Source organism: Candidatus Pelagibacter sp. uisw_138 (assembly GCF_059512485.2).
In genome coordinates this window covers 1-23233 of sequence record NZ_CM183453.2, presented here as the reverse complement: position 1 = coordinate 23233, position 23233 = coordinate 1, and the positions used below count along the sequence as shown (strand labels likewise).

21 protein-coding genes, 1 tRNA gene and 1 pseudogene are annotated in these 23233 nt (G+C 28.3%); 12 read left to right on the top strand and 11 right to left on the bottom strand.

The features are described from left to right. Positions 1 to 76: 76 nt before the first annotated feature. Positions 77 to 502 carry a hotdog domain-containing protein gene (locus tag AC5YGC_RS00115; RefSeq protein WP_496139643.1) on the top strand — a complete coding sequence of 142 codons (426 nt, stop codon included), beginning with the start codon at positions 77 to 79 and terminating at the stop codon, positions 500 to 502. On the opposite strand, the gene AC5YGC_RS00110 is transcribed toward AC5YGC_RS00115, so the two are convergent. The 4 genes from AC5YGC_RS00110 to AC5YGC_RS00095 form a co-directional block, all read right to left on the bottom strand. After that, on the bottom strand, positions 503 to 2824 hold the full coding sequence (locus tag AC5YGC_RS00110) for a TRAP transporter fused permease subunit (RefSeq protein WP_496139642.1): 2322 nt from the start codon (positions 2822 to 2824) through the stop codon (positions 503 to 505). 76 nt (positions 2825 to 2900) lie between these two features. Then, positions 2901 to 3905 carry a TAXI family TRAP transporter solute-binding subunit gene (locus AC5YGC_RS00105; RefSeq protein ID WP_415278332.1) on the bottom strand — a complete coding sequence of 335 codons (1005 nt, stop codon included), beginning with the start codon at positions 3903 to 3905 and terminating at the stop codon, positions 2901 to 2903. Positions 3906 to 3977: 72 nt separating this feature from the next. Further along, the gene (locus AC5YGC_RS00100) at positions 3978 to 5204 is read right to left on the bottom strand and encodes an aminotransferase class I/II-fold pyridoxal phosphate-dependent enzyme (protein WP_496139641.1); all 1227 of its coding nucleotides are present in this window, start codon (positions 5202 to 5204) and stop codon (positions 3978 to 3980) included. After that, positions 5205 to 7166: an acetoacetate--CoA ligase gene (locus AC5YGC_RS00095; RefSeq protein ID WP_496139640.1), complete on the bottom strand. Its 1962-nt coding sequence runs from the start codon at positions 7164 to 7166 to the stop codon at positions 5205 to 5207. 174 nt (positions 7167 to 7340) lie between these two features. On the opposite strand from AC5YGC_RS00095, the gene AC5YGC_RS00090 reads away from it, so the two are divergent. From AC5YGC_RS00090 to AC5YGC_RS00075, 4 genes are read left to right on the top strand one after another with little or no spacing between them, the layout of a single operon-like run. Further along, positions 7341 to 9821: a helicase-related protein gene (locus AC5YGC_RS00090; protein ID WP_496139639.1), complete on the top strand. Its 2481-nt coding sequence runs from the start codon at positions 7341 to 7343 to the stop codon at positions 9819 to 9821. Beyond that, the gene (locus tag AC5YGC_RS00085) at positions 9821 to 10255 is read left to right on the top strand and encodes a TerB family tellurite resistance protein (RefSeq protein WP_496139638.1); all 435 of its coding nucleotides are present in this window, start codon (positions 9821 to 9823) and stop codon (positions 10253 to 10255) included. Before AC5YGC_RS00090 ends, AC5YGC_RS00085 begins: the two co-directional genes overlap by 1 nt. Then, a complete protein-coding gene (fdxA, locus tag AC5YGC_RS00080; RefSeq protein ID WP_415286485.1) occupies positions 10252 to 10578 on the top strand; it encodes a ferredoxin FdxA in 327 nt (108 codons plus the stop codon). The genes AC5YGC_RS00085 and fdxA overlap by 4 nt, the downstream gene beginning before the upstream one ends. Further along, positions 10520 to 11404 carry a CarD family transcriptional regulator gene (locus AC5YGC_RS00075; protein ID WP_496139636.1) on the top strand — a complete coding sequence of 295 codons (885 nt, stop codon included), beginning with the start codon at positions 10520 to 10522 and terminating at the stop codon, positions 11402 to 11404. Before fdxA ends, AC5YGC_RS00075 begins: the two co-directional genes overlap by 59 nt. A 354-nt stretch (positions 11405 to 11758) precedes the next feature. Here the strand turns inward: AC5YGC_RS00075 and AC5YGC_RS00070 are convergent, their stop codons facing one another. Then, entirely contained in the window at positions 11759 to 13465 is a 1707-nt protein-coding gene (locus AC5YGC_RS00070; protein WP_496139635.1) for an AMP-binding protein, read from the bottom strand. 7 nt (positions 13466 to 13472) lie between these two features. Further along, positions 13473 to 13557: transfer RNA gene (locus tag AC5YGC_RS00065), tRNA-Leu, on the bottom strand. A gap of 68 nt (positions 13558 to 13625) precedes the next feature. Between AC5YGC_RS00065 and AC5YGC_RS00060 the strand changes: the two genes are divergently transcribed. The 3 genes from AC5YGC_RS00060 to AC5YGC_RS00050 are packed head-to-tail and all read left to right on the top strand — an operon-like array spanning position 13626 to position 15226. Then, positions 13626 to 14222, top strand: a complete 597-nt coding sequence (locus tag AC5YGC_RS00060) for a VTT domain-containing protein (RefSeq protein ID WP_496139633.1) — start codon at positions 13626 to 13628, stop codon at positions 14220 to 14222. 7 nt (positions 14223 to 14229) lie between these two features. Further along, positions 14230 to 14709 (top strand): disulfide bond formation protein B, encoded by a 480-nt coding sequence (locus tag AC5YGC_RS00055; protein WP_496139632.1) that lies wholly within the window; start codon positions 14230 to 14232, stop codon positions 14707 to 14709. Next, complete coding sequence (locus tag AC5YGC_RS00050; protein WP_496139631.1) at positions 14693 to 15226, top strand: demethoxyubiquinone hydroxylase family protein; 534 nt, start codon at positions 14693 to 14695, stop codon at positions 15224 to 15226. The genes AC5YGC_RS00055 and AC5YGC_RS00050 overlap by 17 nt, the downstream gene beginning before the upstream one ends. On the opposite strand, the gene AC5YGC_RS00045 is transcribed toward AC5YGC_RS00050, so the two are convergent. After that, positions 15227 to 15793, bottom strand: coding sequence for an HNH endonuclease (locus tag AC5YGC_RS00045; RefSeq protein ID WP_496139630.1), 567 nt, complete (start codon positions 15791 to 15793; stop codon positions 15227 to 15229). It abuts the gene before it with no gap. Positions 15794 to 15844: 51 nt separating this feature from the next. Next, positions 15845 to 16501 (bottom strand): alpha/beta hydrolase, encoded by a 657-nt coding sequence (locus tag AC5YGC_RS00040; RefSeq protein ID WP_496139629.1) that lies wholly within the window; start codon positions 16499 to 16501, stop codon positions 15845 to 15847. A gap of 50 nt (positions 16502 to 16551) precedes the next feature. Here AC5YGC_RS00040 and AC5YGC_RS00035 point away from each other — a divergent pair, with 50 nt between their 5' ends. After that, positions 16552 to 16755, top strand: a complete 204-nt coding sequence (locus tag AC5YGC_RS00035) for a twin transmembrane helix small protein (protein ID WP_415286478.1) — start codon at positions 16552 to 16554, stop codon at positions 16753 to 16755. Here AC5YGC_RS00035 and AC5YGC_RS00030 read toward each other — a convergent pair. Then, the gene (locus AC5YGC_RS00030) at positions 16752 to 17267 is read right to left on the bottom strand and encodes a redoxin domain-containing protein (RefSeq protein WP_496139628.1); all 516 of its coding nucleotides are present in this window, start codon (positions 17265 to 17267) and stop codon (positions 16752 to 16754) included. The genes AC5YGC_RS00035 and AC5YGC_RS00030 overlap by 4 nt on opposite strands. Before the next feature lie 24 nt (positions 17268 to 17291). Here AC5YGC_RS00030 and argH point away from each other — a divergent pair. From argH to AC5YGC_RS00015, 3 genes and pseudogenes are all read left to right on the top strand, one after another. After that, positions 17292 to 18679: pseudogene (argH, locus tag AC5YGC_RS00025) on the top strand (argininosuccinate lyase). 117 nt (positions 18680 to 18796) lie between these two features. Next, a complete protein-coding gene (lysA, locus tag AC5YGC_RS00020; RefSeq protein WP_496139627.1) occupies positions 18797 to 20011 on the top strand; it encodes a diaminopimelate decarboxylase in 1215 nt (404 codons plus the stop codon). A 12-nt stretch (positions 20012 to 20023) separates the two neighbouring features. Next, positions 20024 to 20725 carry a 1-acyl-sn-glycerol-3-phosphate acyltransferase gene (locus AC5YGC_RS00015; protein WP_496139625.1) on the top strand — a complete coding sequence of 234 codons (702 nt, stop codon included), beginning with the start codon at positions 20024 to 20026 and terminating at the stop codon, positions 20723 to 20725. On the opposite strand, the gene dnaN is transcribed toward AC5YGC_RS00015, so the two are convergent. Beyond that, entirely contained in the window at positions 20722 to 21834 is a 1113-nt protein-coding gene (gene dnaN / locus AC5YGC_RS00010) for a DNA polymerase III subunit beta (protein WP_496139624.1), read from the bottom strand. The two genes, AC5YGC_RS00015 and dnaN, sit on opposite strands and share 4 nt — an antisense overlap. Continuing rightward, positions 21824 to 23233 carry a chromosomal replication initiator protein DnaA gene (gene dnaA / locus AC5YGC_RS00005; RefSeq protein WP_496139623.1) on the bottom strand — a complete coding sequence of 470 codons (1410 nt, stop codon included), beginning with the start codon at positions 23231 to 23233 and terminating at the stop codon, positions 21824 to 21826. The genes dnaN and dnaA overlap by 11 nt, the downstream gene beginning before the upstream one ends.

Below are 23233 nucleotides of genomic sequence, written 5' to 3'. Positions count from 1 at the left end.
ACAAAAATCAGTTATATATTTTTTTATAATTGTTTTTATAATTATATTAATTTTAACTTTCGTACTATAATGACCTATGAGCAATGAATTTGAGCAAATAAGTATTAAACCTGGTTTTATGAAACACAATGGTGGAGTTTTATTTAAAACTGTATCTGAAACAGAATATGAATTCAAAACTACGATTAATGAAAATCATTTAAATGCTGCCGGGATAACTCACGGTGGTTATTTATCAGCCTTAATTGATGCAGGAGCAGGGACTGCTGCACATAAAGCATCTGGAAATGCACCTTGTGTAACTATTTCATTAGATTTAAAATTTATTGGTGCCTCTAAAGTAGGTGATATAGTTACTGGCTTTACTAGAATTCTTAAAAAAACTAATACACTGATTTTTTTATTTTGTGAGCTCAAATGTAATGATAAAATTATAACTTCAGCATCGGGGATATGGAAAATCTTAAAAATTAAACCATCTGATCTTGGTCCTGGTGGATAATTATTCTTTTCTTCTATAGTTCAAATAACCAAACATAATTAATAATAAAATAGCTATTGGGTAAATGATTCCTTTATTTGGTCTATCTGCATTTTCTATTTTAAATTCACTTATATAATCACCAGTTTCAAAACCACTTTTTTTAGCACTTCCATTCCATTGCAGGGTATCTACAATAACCCTGTTTTCTTCTCTAATTAAACTAAGTCCATATTGCTCTAAACTATACTCGGTTTCAAAAGTATTTTTTTTGATTACAATTAATTTATATCTTTCACCATAATTACTTGGGCGTGTTACTTTAAATCTAGCCTCCTTATTGAAATCTACCTTCATTAAATGAATTTTGTTAATATCCATATAATTATATTTAGGATAAAATTTATTTAAAATAAATTCTGGGGCTAAGAGTGAAATGGAGATTAATAAAAAAATTATTATCTCGTACCATCTTAATCTATTAATAAACCAAGCTTGAGTTGCAGAAGTAAAAACTAATATACCTATCAAAGAAGTGATGATTACCAGTAGTCCATGCCACACATTTTCAATGCCTATCAATAACAATTCGTGATTAAATAAAAATACGATAGGTAAAATACCTGTTCTTAGACTATACCAAAAAGCTTGCAGACCAGTTTTAAGTGGATCACCTCCTGAAATAGCAGCTGCCGCATATGATGCGAGACCAACTGGAGGAGTGACGTCAGCCATTAAACCAAAATAAAAAACAAACAAGTGCACCGCTATAAGAGGAAATACAAATCCAGAGGCATTTCCAACATCAACCAATACTGTTGCCATTAAAGAAGCTACTACAACATAATTTGCAGTGGTTGGAAGACCCATGCCAAGTATCAGACATAAAATTATTGTTAAAAATAGCAAAATAACAACATTATCTTTTGCAATAAATTCTATAACTATAATTAAATTTGTACTTAACCCTGTTGAACCAACAGCTCCAACTATTATACCAGCTGTTGCTATTGCTATTCCAACACCAACCATATTTAAAGCACCTTTTTCAAAACCAACTATCGTTTGATTAAACCAAGTTTTTATTGCTAATTTAAAATCAGAATTTTTAAATAATATGTAACCAAGGTTTACAATTATTAATGCAATCGTTGCAAAAAATATTGAGTATGAAGCGGTAAATCTTAAATAAACGAGCATGTATACTAAAACAAAAATAGGAATTAAAAAATGTAATCCTGATAAAAATGTTTTCTTTAAATTTGGAATATCGACATCATCCATTCCTTTTAAATTTAATTTTAAAGCTTCAAGGTGAGAAATATAAAATAATGCCACATAAGAAATAATTGCTGGTAAAAATGCGTGCTTAACGACCTCAAAATAAGTAACACCTAAAAAACTTGCCATTACAAATGCTGCAGCTCCCATTACAGGTGGCATTAATTGTCCATTAACTGATGATGATACCTCTATAGCACCAGCTTTTTCTTTGGAAAAACCAGTTTTTTTCATAATTGGAATTGTAAAAGTTCCAGTTGTAACCGTATTTGCAATTGAAGATCCTGAGATTAGACCGGTCATTCCAGATCCTAAAATTGCTGCTTTTGCAGGTCCTCCTCTCATTTTGCCAACCATGGCAAAAGCTAGGTCTAAAAAATATTTACCACCACCGGCCGTTTCTAGAAGAGCTCCAAATAAAACAAATAAAAAAATGAAATCTACAGAAACACCTATAGGAATCCCAAATATAGCTTCTTGATCAAGCCACTGAAATCCAACTAATCTATTTAATGAAAGCCCACCATGAGAAATTATTTCTGGTGCGTATCTACCAAAATATGAAAAGAGCAAAAAACAAACTGCAATAATAACTAGAGGTAATCCAAATACTCTTCTAGTTGCTTCAATTAATATTAAAATTCCACAACTTCCAATAATTAACTCAATTGGTAAATTAAATTTTTCCCAAATTGTAACAGTTAAAAGAATTCCCCCTCTGTCAACTAATTGATCATAAAAAAAATAAATATATAAACAACAAAATGCAGCAATAAAACTAATTAGAATATCAAATATAGAAATTTTTTTTCTTTTAGAAATTGGATAAATTAAAAAAGCTAAAGTTAAAGCAAAACCTAAGTGAATAGCCCTAGCTGGAAGTCCTTTAAACATTCCAATATCAAACATAAAAGGAAATGGAGAAGCATACCAAAGTTGGAATAATGACCAAATGATTGCAATACTTCCAACAATTTTTAAATGTAGTCCAGTAAGATTTCTAGTTGGAGATAAATCCTCACTAATCTTATTTTCTACTTTACCGTTAATGCTTTGATTCATTTTTAAAATGATACTCTATAACAAAAAAAAGGCCCGATAAATATATCAGGCCTTTTAATTTAATTAAGGAGTTGGATTACATTAATCCAGCTTCTTTATAATATTTAATTGCACCTGGGTGTAATGGAGCTGACAAACCAGCAGCTATCATATCTTCTTTTTTTAAAGAAGCAAAAGCAGGGTGTTGTTTTTTGAAATCATCAAAATTCTCCATCACAGCTTTAACAACTAGGTATACAAGTTCATCAGAAACATTAGCCGAAGTTACTACAGTAGCTTTAACACCAAAAGTAGTTACATCTTTTTTCTGTCCCGTATAAGTGCCAGCAGGTATTACGGCACTTGCATAATAAGCAGCACCATCAATTAGTCCTTGAACTTCAGGACCTGTTAAGTTGATGGGTAAAGCTTTTGCTCCACAAGAAGCAGCATTCTCCATAGCTCCATTTGGAAACCCTACCGAGTAACCAAAAGCATCAATCTTACCATCACATAATGCTTTTACTTGTTCAGATGAAGTTAATTCAGTAGTTGATTTAAAGAAGCTATTGCTAACTCCTTTTGCATCCATAAGTACTTCCATAGTTCCTCTTTGACCTGAACCAGCGTTACCAATGTTTACAACTTTTCCTTTAAGCCCAGCAAAATCTTTTACTTTTGCTTTTTTTCTTGCCCAAATTTGAAAAGGTTCATTGTGTACTGAGAATACAGCTCTTAAATCACTGTACTGTTTACCTTCCCATTTGCTTGATCCATTTACAGCATGATATTGCCAGTCAGACTGAGCTACACCAAATTGAAATTCACCAGCTGCGATTTGACCAATATTATAATTCGATCCACCAGTTGAAGGCGCAGTACATCTGTAAGCTTTATCTATACCTTTTTTTCTTCCGTGTTCTTTAGCAATTGCTGATTTGTGCAACATTTTGCAAATTGCGTTACCAGTTTGGAAATATACTCCAGTTGGTCCGCCTGTTCCTATCGTGAAGAACTCTGCAGATTTTGCAACACCAGTAAAAGATAAAGATGCAACAAAAATTAGTAGAGCACTTGATAGAGATGTTATTATTTTTTTCATGTTCTCTCCTCTATATCGTTATTTATATTAATTAAATTTAACAGTAATTAAGTGAGTATGTATAGCTGGTAGTTATGTTGATGTTGACCATTTTTTTAAGTTATCAACACCCTCAACAATCTTAGGTGCAAGTTTTAAAATTAAACCATCATCAATTTTTTTTCCATTTTGAGTTTGATTCATAAAATTTTGACCATCAAAATCTGTAAAGCTTAACCTTGCTAACATCTTATTTTTCTCAAAACCAAAGTCTGATCCTGGTAATAACGCTACACCTGTCTCCTTTAAAATATTGTCACACATTTCTGATGATGTATTAAATTTTTTATTTAAAAATTCTGGCATAAGATAAAACCCACCTTGGGGCTTATTAATTAAAACCTTGTTTGATTTTAGATTTTCATAAACATAATTACCAACTGCTTTAAGAATATTTTTAGAACTATCAATATATTTGCTATGATCACTTGTATAAGCAGTAATTGCAGCATATTGAATTGGCGCACTGACAGCAGAAAAAGTTTCACTAGCTAAAACATTAATTGAATTTTTTAAAATATCTAAAGAGTCTGGAACTACAAAATAACCCAATCTCCACCCACCTGCACCACACCATTTACTTAAACCACTGCTTATAATAGTTTTTTCAGGACAAAAACTTGAAATAGATTTGAACCCTTCATCAAAACTCAACTCAGAATAAATTTCATCTGATAAAATAATAAGATTATATTTTTTAGCAATCTCACTAATTTCTTCTAGATTTTTACAAATCTGCCCTGATGGATTATTTGGTGAATTCAAAAATAATAGATAGTTTTTATTTTTATCCCTTAAAATAACTTCTTCAATTTCAGAACCAGTAGGAAACCAATTGTTTTCTCTTTTTGTTTTAATTGATTGAATTTTATTTCTTCCAAGAATTGCTTGTGGGGCATAAGAAACCCAACTTGGTGCTGGCAATATTATTTCTCCATCAAACAAAATGTGTAGTAAAAACATCAATTCTTTTGATCCAGGACCTATAATTACATTTTCAGACTTGTAATTATAATCTTTTTTAACTGATGTATATTTTGCAACAGCATCTCTGAGCTCATTAAGACCTTGCATTGGTAAATATTTATTTTGATAGGCATTATCTTTTAACGCATTAACAATATCAGTTGGTATTTGGAATGGGGATTGGCCAAATCCAAATTTAAATATTTTTTCACCTTTCTCTTCTAGCTTTCTAGAGATTTCATTAATTTTTAAAGTAGAAGATGGTTCTAGACCTTTAACTATATTTTTTAACATTTAATAATTTAATTCCTTTAAATTTTTATATTGATTTAAAACTCTTGGATTTGCTAGCGCTTCTTTGTTTTTAATTTCATTTCCTTCTATTGTATTTTTTACAGCTAGTTCAACTATTTTTCCATTTTTAGTTCTTGGAATATCATCAACTACTATAATTTTAGACGGAACATGTCTTGGAGATGCATTTTTTCTAATTTGTATTCTAATTTTCTTTAATAAATCTTCATTCAACACATGTTTGGGGTTTAAAACTATAAACAAAATAATTCTGACGTCATTATCCCATGCTTGACCAACAACAATCGATTCTTTGATTTCTATAAACTTTTCTACCTCAGAATATATTTCAGCAGTACCAAGTCTTACTCCTCCAGGGTTAAGTGTTGTATCTGACCTGCCATGAATAATAAAGCCACCTCTTTTCTTTATCTCTGCATAGTCACCATGATACCATATGTTTAAAAAATGATTAAAATATGCTTTTTTAAATTTAATATCATTTTTATCATTCCAAAATTTTAAAGGCATTGATGGGAAGGGATTTTTGCAAACTAGCTCTCCTTTTTTATTTTTTAAAGATTCACCCTTTTCATTGAAAACATCAACATTCATACCTAAACCTTTATTTTGTATTTCACCTAAAATTACAGGCTGGTATAAGTTTCCCAAAACAAAACAAGAAACAATATCTGTACCCCCAGAGATAGAAGACAAGTGAACATTTTTTTTTATGTTCTCGTACACAAATTTAAACCCATCATTTGATAATGGAGATCCAGTGGAACAAATTGTTCTTAATTTTGATAATTTATACTTATATTTTAAAGTAGGCTTAGATTTTCGAAGAGCGTCAACATATTTTGCACTAACACCAAATAAAGTAATTTTTTCTTTTTCAGCTATTTTTAATAGTAAATCATCTTTTTTATACATTGGTGACCCATCAAATAAAACAATAGATGCTTTTGATGCCAAGACACTTACCAGCCAGTTCCACATCATCCATCCGCAAGTAGTAAAATAAAAAACATTATCACCTTCTCTGATATCACAATGGAGCTGATGCTCTTTTTTATGCTGAAGCAAAACTCCTCCACTCCTATGACATATACATTTTGGTTTTCCCGTGGTTCCACTTGAATATAAGATTGCAAGATCTTGCTCAAAATCAAATTTAGGAAATTGAATCTCTTCAGATTCTTGTTTCATTAATTTACTCCATTTAAGTACTTTTGATTTTTTAGATGTATATTTATTTTCTAAATATCTTTCTCCTGGGTAATTAACAATGACAACATATTCAATAGAAGGTATCTCTTTTAAAATTAGAGGAACTCTTTCTAAAATATTTATTATTTTTCCATTATAAAAATACTTATCTACTACAAATAAAACTTTAGGACTGATTTGTGAAAAACGTTCTACTACACCTTTAACACCAAAATCTGGTGAGCATGAAGACCATATTGCTCCTAAAGAAGAGGAGGCTATAAATGCCTCAATAGTCTCAATAGTATTGGGCATATATGCTGCAACCCTATCTTTTCTTTTAATTTTAATACTTTTTAAAAATTTAGATATTTTACTTACATTAATGTTTAGTTCGTACCAGCTTCTTTCTTCTCGAAAACCATTCTCGCTAACAAATGTTATTGCTTTATTCTTACTATTTTTTGAGAGTAAGTTTTCAGCAAAGTTTAATTTTGAATTTGGTAAAAATTTATTCTTATAAAATATTTTTGATTTTTTTATTTTAATTTTACTCTTAAATCCTTTAATCTCAGAAAAATCCCAAATTGAACTCCAAAAATTACCTGGGTTTTCAATGCTCCATTTTAAAATATTGTCATATTTTTGATTAAATCTTTTTTTGAATTTTTTTGAAATAAATTGCTCATAGCTCGATAAAAGAGATTTTTTTTTCTGACCAGGTGACGCTTCCCACAATTTTTTATTCATAACTTTGCTACAAAATACTAATACAGAATTGTTTTTTATTATGTTAAATTAATTAGTGTATAAAGTGCAAATGAGAACTTTTATCCTTACGATTCGGTCATGTTTTAGTCTATTTTTGTTCTTTATGAGCAACAATATGTAGTGGAGAAAATATTAGAGGTACCATCAATAGAAATGTCTAAAAATAAAATCACAGCTGTTCTCGGTCCAACAAATACCGGTAAAACTTACTTAGCAATTGAAACTATGCTTTCTTTTGATTCGGGTATGATTGGCTTTCCTCTAAGACTACTTGCACGTGAAGTGTATGACAAAATTATTGAAAAAATAAGCATAGATAAAGTTGCTTTAATTACTGGTGAAGAAAAAATCATCCCTGCAAATGCAAAATATTTTCTTTGTACAGTTGAGTCTATGCCAATTAATAAACATTTAGATTTTGTTGGGATAGATGAAATACAAATGTGTGCAGATCATGAAAGAGGTCATATTTTTACTGATAGATTATTAAATCTTCGTGGAGAAAAACTAACAATGCTTATGGGTTCAAGCACTATTAAAAGTATAGTAAATAAACTAGATGAGGATACTGAATTTATAAACAGAGAAAGACTTTCTCAACTTTCATATGTAGGTCATAAAAAAATTTCAAGAATAAATAGGAAGACAGCAATAATAGCTTTTTCAACTGAAGAAGTTTATGCTATTGCAGAACTTGTTAGAAGACAAAAAGGTGGAGCAGCTATTGTTATGGGATCATTAAGCCCTAAAACGAGAAATGCTCAAGTTCAATTATATCAGTCTGGTGATGTTGATTTTCTTGTTGCAACTGATGCAATTGGAATGGGAATTAATATGGATTTAGAAAATGTTTTTTTTTCAAATTTAAAAAAATTTGATGGAAGAAAGTTAAGGCGTCTTAACATGTCTGAAATTGGACAAATTGCTGGAAGAGCTGGCAGATATTTAAATGATGGAAATTTTGGAATTACTGGTGACTGTAAAGAGATTTCTGCAGAGGAGGTTGAGCTGCTCGAAAATCACAAATTTGAAGAAATTAAAATGCTTTTTTGGAGAAATTCTAATTTAAATTTTAATAACGCTTTAAGTTTAGTTAAATCACTTGAAGAAAAGCCTAATAGAGATTGGTTAAGAAAAATACATGAGTGTGGAGATGAAAAACTTTTAAAATATTTTTTAAAAGATATGGACGGTCACAACATTAAAAATAACCAAGAAACATTGGAATTACTTTGGGAATGTTGTCAAATTCCAGATTTTGTAAAAAAAACTTATGGTAACCATCTTGAAGTGGTTAGTAGGGTTTTTAGCTTTTTAAATGGTAAAGATGGCAAAATTACTAATGATTATATGAGGTTACAGTTAATAAAGTTGGATAAATTAGAAGGAAATGTTGATTCTTTATCAAATAGAATTGCAAATGTTAGAACTTGGTCATATGTTTCAAATAAAATTAATTGGGTTGAAAGTCAAAGTTATTGGATAGAGAAAACTAAACTATTAGAAGACAAATTATCTGACAGATTACATGAAGAACTTACTAAAACTTTTATTGATAAAAGAGCAAGTGTGCTTGCAAGGGGATTAAAACAGGATATAGAATTTAAAACTGAGATAATGGAAGATAATAAAGTAATGATTGATGAGCAGTTTATTGGTAATTTGAAAGGTTTAAGGTTTGAGATAGATTTTAAAGTTGGTGCGCTTGAAACTGATATTAAGTCATTAAAAAAAGCAGCAAGACAAACTGTGGGCCCAGAACTGCAAAAAAGAATTCAATCTATTATTGATACAGGGTTGATAGAAATAAAAGATGATTTTAAAATTTATTGGAAAAATTTTCCAATTGCTAAATTAATAGCTGGTAAAGACTATTTAAACCCTGATATATTTTTAATAGTAGATGATATTCTGGAGAATGATGACAAACAAAAATTATCAGAGTTTATTGGAAATTGGATTAAAGGAAAAATAAAGCTCGTATTGAAAAGTCTGATTGACTTAAAAAATTTAAAAGAAAGTAACTCTTCCATTAAAGCATTGGCTTACCAATTATATGAAAATAATGGTGTTATTAAAAGAGAAGTAGTAGCTGAATACTTAAAGAAGCTTGGTCAAGATGAGCGAAAAACTTTAAGAGATTTGGGTGTTAAATTTGGAAGATACCATGTTTTTTTATTTAGATTACTAAAGCCTGAAGCTGTTTCCTTAAGAACCTTACTGTGGAAAAACTTTAATCAAAAAAACTTGAATTTAACTCCTCCTACTTTTGGCTTAAATTTTTTGGATGATAAGAATATAAGAGATAAACATTTTATGCTTCTTTGTGGCTTTGAAAATTTTGATAATTATTATGTTAGAATTGACATTCTAGAAAGATTGTTTGTGCTAATTATTAACGCTAGCCCCGAAAAGGATAAAGAAATTAAACTAGTACCAGAGATGCTTAATTTATTAGGATGTAGTAAAGAAAATTTTAAAAAATTAATTGAGAAAATGAATTACAAAACACTCGAAAGAGACAAGGATATTTATTTTAAGTACAGTCCACAAAAAAAAATTAAAAAGCCTTTTAAAAAGACAGTCTCTATAAATAATCCATTTAAAGTATTAAAAAATTTTAATTTTAATTAATGATAAGCTTTTTTAAAAATAAAGAAAAAGAGAAGGATACAGTGAATAATGATAAATCTTATTCTAATATTGCTGCTTTATTAATTCATGTAGCAAAAATTGACGAAAATTATGAAGATAAAGAAAAAGAGATTATTAGAAAAACTTTAATTGAATTGGGTGCAACAATTTCAAATATAGATAAATTAATTGCAGATGCTTCAGTTATTGAAGAAAATTCTAACCAAATACTAAGTTTTACAAGAGAGGTCAAAAATGCTCCTGAATCAGATAAAATTAGAATTGTTGAGTCTCTATGGAAAATTATTTATTCAGATGATAACGCAGATATGTATGAGACAAACTTGATGAGGAGACTAGCTGGTTTATTATATATAGATGCAAAGACTATGGGTGACTTAAAAGAAAAAGTAAAAAAAGAATTATCTAAATGACATACCTGGTAAATGATAAATGCATTAAATGTAAATTAATGGACTGCGTCGAAGTCTGTCCTGTTGATTGTTTTTATGAAGGCAACAATATGCTTGTAATTAAACCAGAGGAGTGTATAGATTGTGGCGTTTGTGAGCCAGAATGCCCAGTAGATGCAATTGTAGCAGATACTGAGTCTGGAAGCGAAAAATGGCTTGAAATAAATACAAAGTATAGTGAAATTTGGCCAAATATAACTGAGAAAAAAGATCCACCTGAGGATCATGAAAAGTATAAAAATGAAGAAAACAAGTACGACAAATATTTTAGCGAAAATCTTTAAAAAAACTCCTGAAAAAAAAGTAAAAAAAAAAACTAAAGTAAAGGTAGTTAAAAAGTCTACAGCTCCTAAAGCTAAAGTTGTTAAAAAAACTAAAGTAACAAAAGTAACTGCAACTAAAATTAAAAAAAATTTAAAAACAGCTACTCCAGAAAAAGTAGAAATAAAAACTGATAATTTAAGAATTTCAAAAAGTAATGAAATTAAACCTGAGATTAAAAAGGTTAAAAAACAAGAAACAGAAAAAAAAGAATATAAAGTTAAAGATTACGTTGTTTACCCAAAACATGGTGTTGGCCAAATTACAGAGTTTAAAAAGATTAATATTGGTGGAATTGATGTTGAGACTTATGTTCTTAAATTTGAAAAAGACAAAGCCAATGGTATGGTTCCTGTAAATAAGCAATCTCATCTTAGACCTCTTGCAACAATAAATCAGGTCAATAAATGTATATCTATTTTAAAAAGCAAGCCAAAAATTAAAAGATCTATGTGGAGTAGGAGAGCACAGGAATATGAAGCAAAGATTTCTTCAGGCAAAATCTATGAGCTTGCAGAAGTTGTTAGAGATTTAAATAAAGGTGACGACTTAATGGTTGATCAATCATACAGTGAAAGACAATTGTTTGAAAAAGCGTATGAAAGAATTTTATCAGAATTTCAAATAGTGATGGGTGTATCACTAGAAGATACCCAGAAAAAATTAGATAAAGCATTAAAGAGAAATTTAGAAAGCCAAGCAAAAGCTATAGCTGCACCAAAGAAGATTAAGGAACCTGCTGCAGAACCTGACACTGATTCAGGGGCAATTACCGATACTGAAGATTAAAAATTAGGGAAAAAAAAACGCCTCTCATACATAACATTATGAGAAGCGTTTTTTGAAAAGTCTAAGATACTATCTTTTTCTTTTCTTCGCTTTTTTAGCTTTTTTAGCTTTTTTCTTAGTTTTCTTTTTAGCTTTTTTAGCTTTTTTCTTTGTAGCCATCTTTAGCTCCCTGTTTAAGTTAAACGAATCAAAGTGATTCGCTGTTAACTTATTTTTATTTTTTTATGCAAGTGATGTCAATTCATTAATTAATTAACAAATTACAAATTTATTTTTTAATAAAAAGTTTTTTTAATTTTTTTATTATGTAAAAAACATTAATGTTTATGCGACTAATAATGTCTTTTATAAAAATTAATTAAAAAGTTTTTCTAACTCGTTTAGATAAGTTTTTACAATTTTATATCTCTTTAATTTTAAAGTAGGTGTCATCATATTGTTTTCAATTGTAAATTGATTTTTAATTACAAAAAATTTTTTTATTTTTTCTATTTTACTTAAATTTTTATTTATTTTTTCTATTTCTTTTTGGATTTCTTCATTCTTTTTATTTTTATATTCCAAACTTAAAACAATTAGACAGACTAGGTAGGGTTTATTGTCACCATAAACTAAACTTTGCTCTATGAAATTAGATTTATTTAAATCACTCTCTATTTTAATTGGAGAAATATTATCTCCACCTGGAGTTATAATTATATCTTTTTTTCTATCCGTTATTTTTAAAAACTCACCATCGAACTCTCCTATATCACCTGTAGATAACCATCCATTGTTTAAAACTTTATTTGTTTCTTCTTCATTATTCCAGTAACCCAACATAACATTCTCCCCTTTAACCAGAATCTCCCCATCACTTGCAATTTTAACTAAATTTCCCTTAAAAGGTTTGCCCACAGTTTCTACTCTAATTTCATTAATAGAATTACAGCTTACCACAGGAGATGTTTCGGTTAATCCATACCCTTGTAATGTTGGGAGACCAATTGCATTTAAAAAATACCCCACTTCCTTATCTAGTGCTCCTCCTCCTGAAATAAATGCTTTTAAATTTCCACCAAATTGTTCTTTAATTTTCTTTCTTACCAAAAGATCGCAAACAAAATTTATTAAACTTTCTATTAATGAAAATGGCTCTCTATTTAATTTCTTATTTCCAAGTTTAATAGTTTGATTAATTAAGAATTTTTTTATTCCTGCTGCTTTATTAAAATTAGTATTTATTTTTTGATGTAAATTTTGATAAAATCTAGGAACGGCCGTCATTATCTCTGGGGAACAATTTCCCATATTTTTTATAAGTTTTTCTATACTTTCAGCATAGAATACCTGTGCTCCCACAACTATTTGGACAAATTGGACTGTATGCTCGTATGAATGAGAAAGGGGTAGCCATGTCAAAAATTTAGGTTTTTTTGAAATAAATTCTTTTAATAAACCAAGCGCTCCTTCACAATTATTTAAAATTCCACCATGGCTTAATACAACTCCTTTTGGATTTCCTTGGGTACCAGATGTATAAATTATACAAGCAACATCTTTTCTTTGAATTTTTACTTCAGAAAAATTTAACAAACTAAAGTTTTTATTTGCAAAGATTTGATTAATATTTACATGAAGTTCTTGGTCAAACTCTTCAATTACATCGAAAAAAATTATTTTTTTTATAAATTTTTTTTTAGATATTATATTTTTTACTTTTAAATACTGTGTTTTATCAGAAATGATTAAAACAGTCGGCGAGCAATCATCAATTATATACTCGTAGTCTCTTTCTGTGTAAGTTGTGTAAGCTGGAACCGTTATACCTCCTGAAAGCATAATGGATAAATCTGATATCAACCATTCAGGTCTATTTTCTGATATTAACAAGCATCTATCACCTTTTTTTATATATTTTGATATTTCTTCAGAAAGTTTAATGATGTTCGAATACACGTCCTCCCAAGAATATTTGTTTTCAACTTCTTTCAAGGACTGTAAAAATACACTTGTTTTGTCTTGTGTTTGGTATTGATTATAAAATAGTTCTAATAAATTATTAACTTTGTTTATTTCCATAATATATTGGTGGGCGAAGAGAGAATCGAACTCTCACTTCTTGCGAAACACGATTTTGAGTCGTGCGCGTCTACCAGTTCCGCCATTCGCCCTTTGTTTTCCTTATTATAACTATAAAATTAAATAGTATAAGAACATAATTTATATTAAAAACAAAAAAATGCTTAATGAATTGTATCAAAAAACTTTAAAACTTGCTGCTCATAAGAGATCAAATACTTATCTTGCAATTTTATCTTTTACAGAAAGTTCTTTTTTTCCAATCCCACCTGACGTTATGATTGCTCCAATGGTTATTGCAAAAAAAAATAATTATTTAAAAGTTTTTTTAATTGCTACTTTATTTTCTTCACTTGGAGGTATCCTTGGATATTTCATTGGATCTTATTTTTTTGATCTTGGAATGATTGTAGTAGAATTTTATAATTATGAAGAAAAGGTAATTAATCTTAAAAATAACTTATCTGAAGGAAGTGGTCTTTATATGTGGCTTGCTACTTTATTTCTTGCTGGATTTACACCTTTGCCCTTTAAAGTGTTCACAATAACTAGTGGCATGATTGGTTTTAATTTGCCTATATTTTTTATTATTTGTCTATTTTCTAGAGGGTTAAGATTTTTTATCGTCTCATACCTATCATATAAATTTGGTGATATTTTTAGCAAATTTATGAAAACTGATGCTGCAAAATGGTTTACAATTTTGGGTATTATAATTGTATTAATTTTTGCCTCAATATATTTTGTAATTAAATAACACAAATATGATTAACCGAAAAACTCCACTTCATCTTATATTATTGTTCAGTATTTTTGCTGTTTCAGCAGCCTATTTTATTGAATATATTTTAGGCCATCAACCTTGCAATCTTTGTTTAATTGAAAGAATACCTTATGTCGTTTCAATAGTTATAATTTTGCTTTTCATCTTTATTCAAAGGTTTGAAAGATTTTTTTTAATAATTTTAAGTATTACATTCATTATAGCGTTCATTATATCCTTTTATCATTTTGGGATAGAGCAAGGTTTCATAAAGGAATCTTTAGTTTGTGATTTAAATTCTAACAATACTGATTTGACTAAAGAAGCGCTCCTAAATCAGCTAAAAGAAGTCACAGTTAGCTGTAAAGATGCAACTTTTAAAATTTTAGGATTATCTCTTGCCACAATTAATATTTTTATCTCTTTAATAATTGCAACTATAACTATAAAACTTTTCTTAACTTATGAAAAAAACAAATAAAAAAAAAGTAAAAGAATTTATTCGAGTTGATCACGCAGGTGAACGAGGTGCGGTAAAAATTTACGAGGGTCAATTACTGGCTCTAAATACATTTGTTAAGGATGAAAATCTAAAAAAGAAAATTGAAGAAATGAAAATCCACGAAAAAGAGCACTGTGAATATTTTGAAAATGAAATTAAAAAAAGAAATATAAAACCAACAAAATTCTTACCTTTGTGGGATTTGCTTGGTGTAGGACTTGGTTTTGGTTCAACAATCTTAGGAAAGAAAGCTGCCATGTTATGCACTGCTTCAGTAGAAGAAGTAATTGACGAACACTATCTAAATCAAATTAATGAATTAGAAAATGATGAGAAAAAATTAAAAGAAAAAATAATTAAGTTTAGAGAAGATGAGCTGCATCATAAAGATATAGCCTATAAAGAAGGTGCAACTAAAAAAGGAATGTATTCTATTTTAGATAAATTAATTAAAACTGGATCAAAAATTGCTATTAATATTTCTGAAAAAATATAATTAAGCTTCTAACTCAACATCCCAATACAAATAATCCATCCAGCTCTTGTGTAGGAAATTCGGTGGGAAATTTTTACCATTTTTGTGTAAGTCTTCTGTAGATGGTTGATATGGTTCCTGATTTAAGCTCATATCCAAATTTTTCAATAACCTTCCACCTTTTTTTACATTGCATGAAGAACAAGCAGTTATAACATTATTCCAATTGGTTTGCCCTCCTTTAGATCTTGGAAGTAAATGGTCAAAAGTAAGCTCTTCACCACTTCCACAGTATTGACAGGAAAATTTATCTCTTAAAAAAACGTTAAATCTAGTGAAACTAGGGTTGGACTGTGGTTTTATAAAACTTTTTAATGCAATAACGCTTGGTAACCTCATATTAAATGATGGGCTTCTAATAACCCTGTCATAATTGCTAACTATGGTAACTCTATCTAAAAAAACAGATTTTATAGAATCTTGCCAGTTCCATAAAGACAATGGATAATAACTTAAAGGTCTATAATCAGCATTTAAGACTAATGCAGGACATTTCTCTAAAGACAAATTTTGATCATTAAAAATCATTATAAAAAATTCTAACTGAAAAAAATTAATTTATCAATAAATAGAATTCAATTATGTTTGAAAATTATTTTTAATATAATTTAAAGCTACACTTGAGGCTTCAATAGGAATATGATGTTCACAATTCTCTATCATTTTAGTTTCAACTTCAATATTATTTCTAATTAGGAAATCTTTTGCCTCTAATAAAAATGTTGGTGACACAACCGTATCTTGATCACCGTGTATCAATAGCATTTTAGTAGAAGAAGATTTTCTTTTGCTAAGATCATCTTGATTTATTATTTTACCAGAAAAACCAACAATACAATTATAATTTTGATTGCTGGTTAAACCTAAATTAATAGACATCATACATCCTTGACTAAATCCTGATAAACAAATTTGAGAATTGTTAAGATTATACTCACTTTTAACTTCTTCAATATATTTTTGAAGTTTAGTTTCTGCTTTTTTAGATTCTTCTAGGATATAACTTGGATCATCTTTGGTTAAATCAAACCACTGCAAACCAGCTGGATTAATTTTACATTCCTCGTGACCATCTGGGCATAAAAAAACAGTATTAGGTAAAAACCTTTTCCAATTTAAGGTCAACATACTTATATCTTTTCCATCACCACCATAGCCATGTAGTAAAATAATAGCGTTATTAATTAGTATATCTTTTTCTGGCTTAATAATTGTAGTTGGTAGACAAAGTGTCATAGATGTTTTTATTATGTTTTTTTTATCAAAAACTATTCTACAATAGTTTTATGATAACAGGAACATTAGTTAAAATTTTAGGTATTGTACTTTTAATAGTCGTAGCAGTTGTCTTGGTCTTAGGTATAGGGACCTTATTCAAAGGTGGTGAAACTAGCAAAAAATATTCAAATAAGTTAATGCAATACAGAGTACTTTTTCAATTTATAGCCATAATTGTTTTGGTTTGTTTTGCTTATTTTTTTAAAAATTAATCGTATTGTTTTAGCCAATTAACAAACTCTAGGTTATTAAAATCAATAGATCCAATAATACGTCCAAACTCTTCACCTTTTTTATTAAATAAAATAGTTGTGGGAACCCCTCTTAAAGAAAATTTTTTAGCTAGAGTAATTGGTGCATCAAAATAGATTTCTAGATTTTGAATGTCTAGTTCTTTAAAAAAGGCACCTGATTTAGAGAGGTTTTCTTGACCAATATTAATAGGAAAAACTTTTAAATTATCAAAATTACTATTTGATTGTAAGTCATCTAGTGATGGCATCTCCTCTCTACAGGGAGCGCACCAAGTAGCCCAAAAGTTTAATATTAGCAATTTTCCTTTAAAAACATCTAAGTTTACATCGTAATTGTTTGAATCCCTAAAAACTACTTCTTCATATATTTTTGGATTTTTTGATAGAACTAAATTTTTTATATTAGGTTTTTCTAGAGCATAACTAATGTTGCTAGTTATTAGGTAGATAAATATTAATAATAATTTCATACTAAATATGTATAATTAATTAACATGGTAAAAAATAAAAACAATATGACAATATGGGGATCAAGAATAAAAAAAGATGCCTCAACTTTGTTTCAAAAAGTTGGTAATTCAATAGATATCGATAAAAAGCTTTTTCAAGAAGATATTTTAGGATCAATTGTACATGTTGAGATGTTATTTAGACAAAAAATTATTTCTTTTAAAATTAAGAATAAAATAATTTTTGGACTTAATAAAATTGAGAAAGAAATTTTAAAAAATAAATTTGAATATAATAGAAAGTATGAAGATATTCATATGAATATTGAAAAAAGATTATTTCAAATTATAGGGGAAGAGGCTGGATATGTTCACACAGCTAGATCTAGAAATGATCAAGTGATTACCGATTTTAAAATGTGGACGACTTCAGCAACCAAAGAAATTAATAAGAGTTTAGACAATATTATTAAAACCATTCTCAAAATTTCAGAAAAAAATATTGAAACTATAATGCCTGGATTTACTCATTTAAAAAATGCGCAAGCAGTATCTTTTGCTCATTATTTAATGTCTTATGTGGAAATGTTTAATAGGGACAAAAAAAGATTTACCTATAATTTAGAAAGTTTATCAGAGAGTCCGCTGGGTGTTGCTGCTTTAACGGGTACTTCTTTTAATATTGATAGAAATTTTACTTCAAAAAAACTTGGATTTAAAAGACCCACGAATAATTCAGTTGATACTGTTGCAGATAGAGATTTTGTTTTAGATTTTTTATACAGCGCTTCTGTTTGTTCGATGCATATTTCAAGAATCGCTGAAGAACTTATTATTTGGAACTCTGATGGATTCAGCTTAATTACACTTTCAGACAAAGTGGTGACTGGTTCTTCAATAATGCCTCAAAAGAAAAATCCTGATTTGTTAGAATACTTAAGAGGGAAAACTGGAATGGTTTACGGAAATTTATTTTCAATGCTAACAATTCTTAAAGGACTTCCCATATCCTATTTTAAAGATCTTCAAGATGACAAAGAAATACTCTTCAAATCTAATGAAATACTTAATAATAGTATTGCTATTCTTAATGAGGTTTTAAAAAATCTAAAACCCAATAAACAACAAATGTTAAACCTTGCTAACTCAGGCTATATTACGGCTACTGACTTAGCGGACTATCTTGTTAAAAATCACTCAATGCCATTTAGAAAAGCTTACCAAACTACTGCATCTATTGTGAATTATGCAGAAAAGAAAAAAAAAAATTGAATGAATTAAATATTGATGAGCTAAAGAAAATTGAACCAAAGCTTACAATTGAAGTTTTGAGGATATTTAATGTAAAAAACTCTGTAAACTCTAAAAAATCTTACGGTGGAACGTCTTTTGATAATATCAAAAAAATGATAATGAAATATAAAAAAGCTTAAAATGATAAAAAAGTTAATTTTAATTTCTATATTTTGTTCTTTCTTATTTTCATGTGGAAAAAAAGGAGATCCTCAATATGGGGGGAATGAAATGGTTTTTCCAAAGTCAGTAGATTAATGAAATATATAAATAAAAACTTAACAATTGAAAAAGTTAATGTTCAGAAAATAGCAAAAAAGTTTGGTACACCAACTTATTGCTATTCACACAAGCAACTTACAGAAAACATAAAAAACTTTAAAAAAAATTTTAGCTCTTTTTCACCATTAATCTGTTTTGCCGTTAAGTCTAATACTAATGTAAGCCTGATAAGAGAAATTAGAAAATTAGGATTAGGTGCTGATGTTGTTTCAATGGGTGAGCTAATGATGGCTCTAAAAGCAGGTATAGAACCAAAAAAAATTGTTTTTTCAGGGGTAGGTAAAACTTCAACTGAAATAAGTTATGCAATTGATAAAAAAATTTTATTAATAAATGCTGAATCTAAAAGTGAAATTATTGAAATTGAAAAAATTGCAAGACTAAAAAAAAAAATAGTCAATATAGGTGTTAGACTTAATCCTAATACAGATGCCAAGACGTTAAAACAAATTTCAACTGGGAAAAAAGAAAATAAATTTGGTGTAGATGAAAAAACTTTTTTTGAATTAGTAAATTTTACAAATTATTCTAAAAATATTAATCTTAAATGCTTAAGTGTTCATATTGGCAGTCAAATTTTAGATCACAAACCATACGAGAAAATGCTCAATGTGGTGAATAAAATAATAAAAAAAAGTAATCATACCTTTGAATTTATTGATCTAGGTGGGGGTATGGGTATTTCTTATGAAAAAAATAGCAAAAAATTAAACTACCAAAAATATAACATTGCCATACAAAAATTTTTAAAGACCCAAAGAGCCAAAATAATATTTGAACCTGGACGATCTATAGTTGGCAATATTGGATTTTTAATTTCTCAAGTTATTTATATAAAAGAAAACATTAAAAAAGACTTTATCATATTGGATGCTGCAATGAATGATCTTATGAGACCAGCATTATATGGCGCAAATCACCAAACTATACCTGTAGTAAAAAGTAATAATATTTCAAAGAAAACTTATGAATTTGTTGGACCAATTTGTGAAAGTACTGACAAATTTACAACTATAAAAGGTTTTCAGAAATTAAAGGAAAAAGATCTTGTGGTAATGTGTGATGTTGGGGCTTATGGAATGTCACTAAGCTCAAATTATAACTTAAGACCAAAACCACCAGAATTAATAATTAAAGGGTCTAAGATTAATATTATTAAAAAAAGACAAAAACTAAAAGATTTAATTTAGTTTTTGATTAATATGATAAGAAATTTTTTATTTTCGTTATTTTTTTTCTCAGGAATAATTTTTATTTCCCTAATCTTCTTGCCAGCAATTTTACTACCAAAGAAAATTGTTTTATTTGGTGGAAAAATTATGGGCTTTTGGACATCCTTATGTTTAAAAATATTTTTATCAACTAAGATAATCATTAAAGGCAAAGAGAATATAATTAGTGGGAAAAAATTTTTTATAGCTGCTTCACACCAGTCAATGTTTGAAACTTTTTTTTTACAAACTATCTTTAATTCTCCTGTTTTTATTTTAAAAAAAGAATTACTAATGATTCCTATATTTGGCTGGTATTTGAAAAAAATAGGATCAATATCAATTAAAAGAAACAAAATTTCTAAAGAAAACTTGGGTTTTTTTGATGATATTTCTAAACAAGTAAATTCATCAGAAAGACCATTAATAATTTTTCCACAAGGAACTAGGTTGTCTCCAGAGGACAGAACACCTTTCAAAAAAGGATCTAGTAGAATTTATGAAGAATTAAATATTTCATGTCAACCAATTGCAATTAATTCTGGGAATACTTGGCCAAAACATGGTCAAAAAAAAGTTAACACAACTCTCACAGTTTCAATTTTAAAACCCATTGAACCTGGATTAAGCAAAGAAATTTTTACAAAGGAATTGGAAAATACTATTTATTCTGAACTTGATACTTTGAACTAGCCTTTCATGGGCATTACAACAAATATACTATCAAAATCACCTGGATCTTTAATTAATGCCGGAGACCCTGTATCATTGAAAAAAATTTCAATCTTATCGCCATCAAGTTGTGATGCTACATCAATTAAATATCTAGAATTAAAACTTATTTCTAAATCATGATCAAACTTTACGGTTAAACTTTCTTTTCCATCTCCACTATTGGTATTATTAACTGATAAGTTTAGAGTGTCTTTCGACAAATTAAATTTAACTCCATCTTTTTTATCCAATGAAACTGAAGCAACTCGATCAACGGAATCTAAAAATAATTTTAAATCTATTTCTAACTTCTTTTGATTATTCTTAGGTATTACCTGAATATAATTTGGAAATTTTCCATCGATTAACTTAGATATCAATATGCTATTATTTAATTCAAATTTTATTTTAGATTTAATATTTGAAATTTTAACATCCCCATCATAACTTTCTAGCAACGAACATAATTGAAAAATTGTTTTTTTAGGAAGTATTATTGGTTCAAAATCTACTTGCTGGTCTAATCTTATTTTTGAAATAGACATTCTATGACTGTCTGTAGCTGCTGCTGTTAAAAAATTTTTATCTTCAGTTTGTGTTTGATGAAAAAAAATTCCACTTAAGTAATGTCTAGTTTCATCATTAGAAACTGAGAATTTACATTTATTTAATAATTTTAATAATTGTTTTGAGTTTATAGAAAATTCATTTTGATTAAAGTTTTCGTCTGTTAGTGGGAACTCAGATGCACTAATACAATTTAGATTGAAAATAGATTTTTCAGACTCAACTTGAAGTTTGCTAACGTCCGTCAAAGATAAATTAATTTTTTTCCCTGATGAAAATTTTCTTATGATGTCATACATAATAGATGACGTAGTAGTGGTATTTCCTTCTTCTACAACTTCAATATTGTTAATTTGATGAATAAATATTAAATCTAAATCTGTTGCAGTGATTGTTAAATTTGAATTACTAGCATTTAGTAAAATATTTGACAAAATAGGAAGAGTGCTTCTTTTTTCAATTACGCCTTGGCAGTAATTAAGTGCTTGTTGCAGATCTTGTTGATTAACGTTAAATTTCATTTTCTTTATTATACAATATCTGATTTTTTAGATTATTAATATTGTTTGTCATTTCTGGATCTTTTTCCTTCAATTTTTCAATAGTTTTAACAGAATGAATGATTGTTGTATGATCTCTATTAGAAAATTCTCTCCCAATCTCAGGTAATGATTTGGATGTCAAAATTTTTGTTAAATATATTGCTGTTTGTCTTGGTCTTACAAGGTATCTAGATCTTCTTGCAGAAAGCATCTCACTTTTACTAATTTTAAAGAACTTACATACAGTCGATTGTATTAAATCTATTGTTACTTTATTTTCTCCAATATTTAATAGATCTTTTAAAACTACTTTAACTTCTGATAAATTTGAAACTTTGTTGTAAATTCTTGAAAAAGAAACAACTCTATTAATTGCTCCTACTAACTCTCTAATACTTGTAGTTATTTCTGTGCTTATAAATTTTTGTATTTCTTCTGAAATATTTACTTGATTTGAATAAAAAATGTTTAGTTCCTCTGTTTTTTGCTTAACAATTTTACTTCTAAGTTCATAGTCTGGTTTTTGTATATCAACAACAAGACCTCCAGCAAATCTTGATTTAATTCTATCTTGGATTCTTGATAATTTGTTTGGAGCTCTGTCGGCAGAGATTATCACTTGTGACCCTTTATCTAATAATGCATTAAACGTATGAAAGAACTCTTCTTGCATTGCCTCCTTACCATTCATGAATTGAATATCGTCTATTAATAATATGTCAGTATTTCTAAAATACTCTTTAAACTTTACCATATCATTAGATTTAATCGATTTTACAAACTGATACATAAATCTCTCGGCAGAAATAAACATAACTTTATTTTTTTCTTTTAATGAAAGACCAATTGAATTTAATAAATGCGTTTTTCCCATTCCAACACCCCCATAAATGTAAAGCGGATTATAATGAGAAATATTTTCTGAAACTTTCATAGATGCTTCATAGGCTAGTTTATTACTTGTTCCTGTTATAAAATTATCAAATCTTTTATTTGGGTCTATTCTGTTGTATTGCAAATATGTGTCTTTAATGAAGGATACATTTTCATTGTTTTCATTTTTAGTAATATTATTTTCTATTTCATTTTCAGAGTTTTTTTCAATAATCTTAAACTCTATTCTTGTTAAATCTTTCTTATAAATTTTTACTATTTGCAAAATTTGATCTAAATATCTTGAGGTAATCCAGTCTCGGATAAACCTAGTAGAAACTGAAAGTAAGACAAAACTATTCATCTCTTCAACAAAGTCTATCTTTCTAAGCCAGCTTTCATATATATCACTGCCTAGTTTATTTTTCATATCTTTTTGAACTACAGCCCAATCTAGAGCTTCAGGAGATACGTTTTGTAAATTTTGTGTTGTGTTATTCGACAT

What these genes read in the sequence shown, in the direction of transcription:
- AC5YGC_RS00115 (WP_496139643.1), top strand. Translation starts at nt 77, where the DNA reads ATGAGCAATGAATTTGAGCAAATAAGTATTAAACCTGGTTTTATGAAA.
- AC5YGC_RS00110 (WP_496139642.1), bottom strand. Translation starts at nt 2,824, where the DNA reads ATGAATCAAAGCATTAACGGTAAAGTAGAAAATAAGATTAGTGAGGAT.
- AC5YGC_RS00105 (WP_415278332.1), bottom strand. Translation starts at nt 3,905, where the DNA reads ATGAAAAAAATAATAACATCTCTATCAAGTGCTCTACTAATTTTTGTT.
- AC5YGC_RS00100 (WP_496139641.1), bottom strand. Translation starts at nt 5,204, where the DNA reads ATGTTAAAAAATATAGTTAAAGGTCTAGAACCATCTTCTACTTTAAAA.
- AC5YGC_RS00095 (WP_496139640.1), bottom strand. Translation starts at nt 7,166, where the DNA reads ATGAATAAAAAATTGTGGGAAGCGTCACCTGGTCAGAAAAAAAAATCT.
- AC5YGC_RS00090 (WP_496139639.1), top strand. Translation starts at nt 7,341, where the DNA reads ATGTCTAAAAATAAAATCACAGCTGTTCTCGGTCCAACAAATACCGGT.
- AC5YGC_RS00085 (WP_496139638.1), top strand. Translation starts at nt 9,821, where the DNA reads ATGATAAGCTTTTTTAAAAATAAAGAAAAAGAGAAGGATACAGTGAAT.
- fdxA (WP_415286485.1), top strand. Translation starts at nt 10,252, where the DNA reads ATGACATACCTGGTAAATGATAAATGCATTAAATGTAAATTAATGGAC.
- AC5YGC_RS00075 (WP_496139636.1), top strand. Translation starts at nt 10,520, where the DNA reads ATGAAAAGTATAAAAATGAAGAAAACAAGTACGACAAATATTTTAGCG.
- AC5YGC_RS00070 (WP_496139635.1), bottom strand. Translation starts at nt 13,465, where the DNA reads ATGGAAATAAACAAAGTTAATAATTTATTAGAACTATTTTATAATCAA.
- AC5YGC_RS00060 (WP_496139633.1), top strand. Translation starts at nt 13,626, where the DNA reads ATGCTTAATGAATTGTATCAAAAAACTTTAAAACTTGCTGCTCATAAG.
- AC5YGC_RS00055 (WP_496139632.1), top strand. Translation starts at nt 14,230, where the DNA reads ATGATTAACCGAAAAACTCCACTTCATCTTATATTATTGTTCAGTATT.
- AC5YGC_RS00050 (WP_496139631.1), top strand. Translation starts at nt 14,693, where the DNA reads ATGAAAAAAACAAATAAAAAAAAAGTAAAAGAATTTATTCGAGTTGAT.
- AC5YGC_RS00045 (WP_496139630.1), bottom strand. Translation starts at nt 15,793, where the DNA reads ATGATTTTTAATGATCAAAATTTGTCTTTAGAGAAATGTCCTGCATTA.
- AC5YGC_RS00040 (WP_496139629.1), bottom strand. Translation starts at nt 16,501, where the DNA reads ATGACACTTTGTCTACCAACTACAATTATTAAGCCAGAAAAAGATATA.
- AC5YGC_RS00035 (WP_415286478.1), top strand. Translation starts at nt 16,552, where the DNA reads ATGATAACAGGAACATTAGTTAAAATTTTAGGTATTGTACTTTTAATA.
- AC5YGC_RS00030 (WP_496139628.1), bottom strand. Translation starts at nt 17,267, where the DNA reads ATGAAATTATTATTAATATTTATCTACCTAATAACTAGCAACATTAGT.
- lysA (WP_496139627.1), top strand. Translation starts at nt 18,797, where the DNA reads ATGAAATATATAAATAAAAACTTAACAATTGAAAAAGTTAATGTTCAG.
- AC5YGC_RS00015 (WP_496139625.1), top strand. Translation starts at nt 20,024, where the DNA reads ATGATAAGAAATTTTTTATTTTCGTTATTTTTTTTCTCAGGAATAATT.
- dnaN (WP_496139624.1), bottom strand. Translation starts at nt 21,834, where the DNA reads ATGAAATTTAACGTTAATCAACAAGATCTGCAACAAGCACTTAATTAC.
- dnaA (WP_496139623.1), bottom strand. Translation starts at nt 23,233, where the DNA reads ATGTCGAATAACACAACACAAAATTTACAAAACGTATCTCCTGAAGCT.